Genomic DNA, 6,416 nt, shown 5'->3' with positions numbered 1-6,416 from the left:
CACCGGGCTTTGCGTCCCCTGGTCCTCCTGCTCCCGGGCGGGGGCGACCACCGGCAGGGAGCCCGTGGCGGGCACCTTCTGCATCGCGTCCGCGGCGCCGTGGGTGGCGAGGTCCGCGCGGGAGGCGTCGAGGCGCTCCGTCGTGGTCATGCGGCCCAGCGGGGTGTTGGGCAGGAAGACGACGGCCACGAGGGCCACCAGCGCCAGGGGCACGGCCACCAGGAACGCCTGGGCGATGCCCGTGGCGTACACGTCCTCGAAGATCGTGCGCAGGGGCAGGGGCATCTCGGCCACCCGGGGCAGCGTGCCGGAGCCGAGCTGCTCGGCCCACGTCCGGCCCTCGGCGCCGAGGCCCGCGAGGGCGCCCGCGACCTCGCCGCGGCGCTCCGTCATCTGCGTGGAGACCACATTGGCGACCACGGCGCCCATCACCGCGACGCCGATGCTGCCGCCGAGCGAGCGGAAGAAGGTCACCCCGGAGCTGGCCACGCCCATCTGGCGGGGATCGGTGGTGTTCTGCACCACCAGGACGAGGTTCTGCATGGTCATGCCGACGCCGGCGCCGAGCAGGAACATGTAGAGGGACACGAGCACGAAGGGCGTGTCGTAGTGCAGGGTGCCCAGCAGGGATGAGCCGGCGATCAGCAGCACGGCGCCGAGCACCACCCAGCGCTTCCATGCGCCGGTGCGGGTGATGAGCCGGCCGATCACCACGGAGGAGGCCAGCAGGCCCACGATCATCGGGATGGTCATGAGGCCGGCCTGGGTGGGGGAGGCGCCGCGGGCCAGCTGCATGTACTGGGCCAGGTAGACCGAGGAGCCGAACATGGCCAGGCCGGTGGCGATCGAGGCCACCGTGGCCAGGGTGAAGGTGCGGTCCCGGAAGAGGGTCAGCGGGATCAGCGGCTCGGTGGCCCTCAGCTCGACGACGACGAACAGCACCGTGGCGAGCGCGGCCCCGCCGAGCATCCAGGCGGTGGTGGCGCTGAGCCACTCGAAGGCGTCGCCGGCGCTGGTGATCCAGATGAGCAGCAGCGAGGTGGCCGCGGCCAGCAGCACGATGCCGGTGTAGTCGATGCTCACCCGGCGGCGCTCGCGGTGCGGCAGGTGCAGGGTGCGCTGGACGATCACGAGCGCGGCGAGGGAGAAGGGCAGGGCCACGAAGAAGTTCCAGCGCCAGCCCCACAGGTCGGTGATGACGCCGCCGACGAGCGGGCCGCCCACCGTGGCGACCGCCATGACGGCGCCGAACAGGCCCATGTAGCGGCCGCGCTCGCGCGGGCTGATGATGTCCGCCATGATCACCTGGCTGAGGGCGGCCAGGCCGCCGCCGCCCACGCCCTGGAGGGCGCGGCAGACGATCAGGAACGTGGGGTCGTTCGTGAAGCCGGCCGCGGCGGAGGCCGCGGTGAAGATCAGGATCGAGAGCTGGAAGAGCATCTTGCGGTCCAGCAGGTCCGCCAGCTTGCCCCAGACGGGCGTGGAGATGGCCGTGGCCAGCAGGGCCGCCGTGATGACCCAGGTGTAGGAGCTCTGGTCGCCGCCGATGTCGTGGATGATCACCGGCATCGAGGTGGAGACCACCGTGTTGGCGATCATCGAGACGAACATGCCGAGCAGGAGGCCGGTCAGGGCGCGCAGCACGGTGCGGTGCCGGGCGGCGTCGGCCGCGGCCCGGTCGAGCGAGGGGGCCGCGGCCGGCGCGGCGGGGGCGGTGGGGGTCATGGTGTCCTCGGGGTGCGGGAGGGGCGGGCCGGACGGCGGCCGCGCACTGGTTCCTTGACCAGGGTCGATTCTTGACTCGAGTCAATGGTTGATTCCGGTCAACCATACGCCCCTGCGGTTCGGTCCCGGATCCGAGCGGCGGTTACGTTGGTCACGCCGGACCCGGCCCGCCCCGACCTGAGAGGACCTCCGTGCCCCGCTTCCTGCTGATGACCCCGATCGCCGAGAAGGGCATGGCCCTGCTCCGGGAGGCCGGCGAGGTGGTGATGGGCGAGGACGTCGGCGGCGGCGCGGCGCTCGCGGACCTCGTGGCCTCGGGCGACTACGACGTGGTGGTCTCCGCCCTCGATCAGCGCTTCACCGCGGACGTCCTGGCGGGCGCCCGGATCAAGGGCGTCGCCAACTACGCCGTGGGGTACAACAACGTGGACGTCGAGGCGGCCACGCGGGCGGGTGTGGCGGTGGGCAACACCCCGGACGTGCTCACGGACGCCACCGCGGACATCGCCATGCTCCTGCTGCTCGGCGTGGCCCGCCGCGCCGTCGAGGGCGAGCGCATGGTGCGCGAGGGCCGCTTCGACGGCTGGTCCTGGGACCTGCTGGTGGGCAAGGACGTCCGCGGCGCCGTCCTGGGCCTGGCCGGCTTCGGCCGGATCGGCCGCGCCGTCGCCGAGCGCGCGCTGGCCTTCGGCATGGAGGTCGTCTTCGCGCCGCGCCCGCCCGCCCACCGCGAGGTGACCGACGCCGAGCTGGGCGACCTCGCCGGCCGGGTCCGCCAGGTGACCTGGGAGGAGATGGTGGATCAGGTGGACTACCTCTCCCTGCACGTGCCGCTGACCGAGGACACCCGGCACCTCGTGGACGCCGACGTCCTCGCCCGCATGAAGGAGGGCGCGGTGATCGTCAACACCGCCCGTGGCCCCGTGGTGGACGAGGCCGCGCTCGTCGCCGCGCTGCGCGCGGGCCGGATCTCCGGCGCCGGGTTCGACGTCTACGAGGACGAGCCCGCCCTGGCCGAGGGCCTCGCGGAGCTGGACAACGTGATGCTCCTGCCGCACCTGGGCTCGGCCGCCGAGGGCACCCGCGACGCCATGGCCGTGCTCACCGCCCGCAACGCGGTCGGCATGGCCACCGGGGGTGAGATCCCGGGGCTCGTGAACCCCGAGGTCCGCGGCGGCTGAGCGCCCCGCCCGTCACCGGACCCCCGGCCCGCTCGCCCGGGGGTCCGGTCGGTAGACTCGGGGACCGTGACCTCCGAGACCCCCGCCCCCGCCGCCGTCGACCACCACGACCAGCAGGCCGTCCGCGCCGCCAAGCGAGAGCAGCTCCTGGCCGCCGGCCGCGAGGCCTACCCCGTCCAGGTGCCCCGCACGCACGCGCTCGCGGAGGTCCGTGCGGAGTTCGACGGGAAGCACGAGGCCGGCTGGGAGGACGGGCCCGAGGTCTCCGTGACCGGCCGCGTGGTGTTCCTGCGCAACACCGGCAAGCTGTGCTTCGCCACGCTCCAGGAGACCGGCGACGGCGGCGACGCCGTCCGCCTGCAGGTCATGGTCTCCCTCGCGGAGGTGGGCGAGGAGTCCCTCGCCGAGTGGAAGCGGGCCGTGGACCTCGGCGACTTCCTCTCCGTCACCGGCACCGTGATCGTCTCCCGCCGCGGCGAGCTCTCCGTGAAGGCCTCGGCCTGGGAGATGGCCTCGAAGGCCCTGCGCCCCCTGCCCGTGCTGCACGCGGACCTGAACGAGGAGACCCGCGTGCGCCAGCGCTACGCGGACCTGATCGTCCGCGACGAGGCGCGCCAGATGGTCTACCGCCGCGCGAAGGTCACCTCCGCCGTGCGCCGCACCCTCGAGGACCGCGGCTACGTGGAGGTGGAGACCCCCATGCTCCAGCTCGTCCACGGCGGCGCCCAGGCCCGCCCGTTCGAGACGCACCTGAACGCGTTCGACCAGGACATGACGCTGCGCATCGCCACCGAGCTGTACCTCAAGCGCGCCGTCGTCGGCGGGATCGAGCGCGTCTACGAGATCGGCCGCGTGTTCCGCAACGAGGGCGTGGACTCCACGCACTCCCCGGAGTTCACCACCCTCGAGTGCTACGAGGCCTGGGCGGACATGCACGTGATGGCCGAGCGCATGCAGGAGATCATCCTCAACGCCGCGGACGCGGTGGGCGCGGGCCGCCGGATCCAGACGGACCGGGGCGTCATCGACCTCGACGGCGAGTGGGCCTGGGTGTCCGTGTACCCGGGCCTGTCCGAGGCCGTGGGCCGGGAGATCACCCCGGACACCGACGCCGAGACCCTCCGCGGGATCGCCGCGGAGCACGAGGTCAAGGTGGACCCCAAGTGGGGCGCGGAGAAGCTCGTGATCGAGCTGTTCGGCGAGATCGTCGAGCCCACGCTGATGAACCCCACGTTCGTGTACGACTACCCGCCGGCCGCCCAGCCGCTGGCCCGCCCGAACCGGGACGACGACCGCGTGATCGAGGCGTGGGATCTGATCATCGGCGGCATGGAGCGGGGCACCGCGTTCTCCGAGCTCATCGACCCCGTGATCCAGCGCGAGCGCCTCACCGCGCAGTCCCGCATGGCCGCCGACGGCGACGACGAGGCCATGCAGCTCGACGAGGACTTCCTGCGCGCCCTCGAGTACGGCGCCCCGCCGATGGGCGGCATCGGCCTGGGCATCGACCGCCTGGTGATGCTCTTCACCGACGCGGGCATCCGCGAGACCATCCTCTTCCCCCTGCTGAAGCCGGAGGCCTGAGCCGTGGCCACGTTCTGGGAGTACTTCTCCGTGCTGGCCCCCTCGGTGGGCCTCGCGCTGGTCTTCTGGCTGGTGATGCGCTCCCTGCTGCGCTCGGACGCGGGGGAGCGCGAGGCGCGTCAGCGCCGCCTGACCGGCGCCGACGCCCGCGCCGCCGGCGAGGAGGCCGAGGCCCGGGAGTGGGCCGCGCGCCGCGCCGAGGGCACTCCGCGCGTCGACGGCGGCGGCCCCGCCCGTTGACCCTCTCCGCCGCCCCGGGGAATCGCCGGAAAAGCGCGAGGCTGAACGCTCTTCGCCCCCGGAGGAAAGCCCATTCCCTGTGCCCGCCCTGCGTTAGCATGCGAGCACCCCTCTGCTCGACGACGACGGCGGTCCGCGCCCCGGCGCGGCGGCGTCCCGTCCGGCCCGGAAAGGGCGTGAGCACCGGACGAAGGAAGTGGGAGTCAAGCAATGGCACAGAGAGTGGAAGTGGTCCTCGTGGATGATCTGGACGGTTCGGCGGCCGATGAGACCGTGAGCTTCGCCCTGGACGGGCGCAACTACGAGATCGACCTGTCGGCGGAGCACGCGACCGAGCTGCGGGAGTTCCTCCGGCCCTACATGAAGAAGGGGCGCGCGGTGGCCCCGCCCTCGCCCAAGGTGGAGGCGGCGCAGATCCGGAAGTGGGCCGCCGAGAACGGCTACGAGGTGTCCGCGCGCGGACGCCTGCACCGGGACGTCGTGGAGGCCTTCCGCAACGCGAAGCGGGCCTGAGGCGCCGCTCCCGCTGACCCTCCGGCGTCGTCCCCGCGGCGTCCGGCGCACCCCTCTCCGACGGGCGACTGGACCGCTTCCCCCTGTGGCGAACAGTCGCCCGTCGTGCTGCGCCGGTGCGTAGTCTCGAGCCGAACCGACGCAAGGAGTGTGCCCATGTTCGAGAGATTCACCGACCGTGCCCGTCGTGTGGTCGTGCTCGCCCAGGAAGAGGCGCGCATGCTCAACCACAGCTACATCGGCACCGAGCACATCCTGCTCGGCCTGATCCATGAGGGCGAGGGGGTCGCCGCGAAGGCGCTCGAGTCCATGGACATCTCCCTGGCCGCCGTGCGGGAGAAGGTCCAGGAGGACATCGGCCAGGGGCAGCAGAACCCGCCCGGCCACATCCCCTTCACTCCGCGCGCCAAGAAGGTCCTGGAGCTGTCCCTGCGCGAGGCGCTGCAGCTGGGCCACAACTACATCGGCACCGAGCACATCCTGCTCGGCCTCATCCGCGAGGGCGAGGGCGTGGCCGCCCAGGTGCTTGTGCAGCTCGGCGCGGACCTCAACCGCGTGCGCCAGACCGTCATCCAGCTGCTCTCCGGCTACCAGGGCGGCGGCCAGGGCGGCAAGGAGACCGCCGGCGCGGGCGTCGGCGCCGGCGGCGAGGCGGGCCAGAACGCGGGCTCCGTGGTCCTGGACCAGTTCGGCCGCAACCTCACCGCCGCGGCCCACGAGGGCAAGCTCGACCCGGTGATCGGCCGCGCCCAGGAGATGGAGCGCGTCATGCAGGTCCTCTCCCGCCGCACCAAGAACAACCCCGTGCTGATCGGCGAGCCGGGCGTGGGCAAGACCGCCGTCGTCGAGGGCCTGGCCCAGGCGATCGACCGCGGCGACGTCCCGGAGACGCTGAAGGACAAGCAGCTGTACTCGCTGGACCTCGGCTCGCTCGTGGCCGGCTCCCGGTACCGCGGCGACTTCGAGGAGCGCCTGAAGAAGGTGCTCAAGGAGATCCGCACGCGCGGCGACATCATCCTCTTCATCGACGAGATCCACACCCTCGTCGGTGCAGGCGCGGCCGAGGGCGCGATCGACGCCGCCAGCATCCTCAAGCCGATGCTGGCCCGCGGCGAGCTGCAGACCATCGGCGCCACCACCCTGGACGAGTACCGCAAGCACATCGAGAAGGAC

General features: G+C 72.5%; 6 protein-coding genes. 5 read left to right on the top strand and 1 reads right to left on the bottom strand.

Features of this window, described 5'->3' with window-relative positions; all coding sequences use genetic code 11:
* Nucleotides 1–1,725 (bottom strand): MDR family MFS transporter (locus Q4D18_RS01140; RefSeq protein ID WP_303124960.1); only part of this gene is annotated, 1,725 nt, incomplete at its 3' end.
* A gap of 209 nt (nucleotides 1,726–1,934) precedes the next feature.
* Between Q4D18_RS01140 and Q4D18_RS01135 the strand changes: the two genes are divergently transcribed.
* The 5 genes from Q4D18_RS01135 to Q4D18_RS01115 form a co-directional block, all read left to right on the top strand.
* Nucleotides 1,935–2,906, top strand: coding sequence for a D-glycerate dehydrogenase (locus tag Q4D18_RS01135; RefSeq protein ID WP_303125036.1), 972 nt, complete (start codon nucleotides 1,935–1,937; stop codon nucleotides 2,904–2,906).
* A gap of 66 nt (nucleotides 2,907–2,972) precedes the next feature.
* On the top strand, nucleotides 2,973–4,490 hold the full coding sequence (gene lysS / locus Q4D18_RS01130; protein WP_303124958.1) for a lysine--tRNA ligase: 1,518 nt from the start codon (nucleotides 2,973–2,975) through the stop codon (nucleotides 4,488–4,490).
* 3 nt (nucleotides 4,491–4,493) lie between these two features.
* Entirely contained in the window at nucleotides 4,494–4,730 is a 237-nt protein-coding gene (locus tag Q4D18_RS01125; protein WP_303124956.1) for a hypothetical protein, read from the top strand.
* A gap of 210 nt (nucleotides 4,731–4,940) precedes the next feature.
* Nucleotides 4,941–5,243, top strand: a complete 303-nt coding sequence (locus tag Q4D18_RS01120; RefSeq protein ID WP_303124954.1) for an Lsr2 family protein — start codon at nucleotides 4,941–4,943, stop codon at nucleotides 5,241–5,243.
* Nucleotides 5,244–5,399: 156 nt separating this feature from the next.
* The coding region (locus Q4D18_RS01115) for a Clp protease N-terminal domain-containing protein (protein ID WP_303124952.1) at nucleotides 5,400–6,416 on the top strand (1,017 nt) is incomplete at its 3' end.

It is taken from the genome of Micrococcus sp., from assembly GCF_030523875.1.
Lineage (GTDB): Bacteria > Actinomycetota > Actinomycetes > Actinomycetales > Micrococcaceae > Micrococcus.
Note: the sequence above shows the minus strand (reverse complement) of the source record. Positions and strands in the feature narration are given on the sequence as shown.

Bases quoted from the DNA above. Each gene is read 5' to 3' on its own strand.
- Q4D18_RS01135 (WP_303125036.1), top strand. From the start codon at position 1,935: ATGACCCCGATCGCCGAGAAGGGCATGGCCCTGCTCCGGGAGGCCGGC.
- Q4D18_RS01120 (WP_303124954.1), top strand. From the start codon at position 4,941: ATGGCACAGAGAGTGGAAGTGGTCCTCGTGGATGATCTGGACGGTTCG.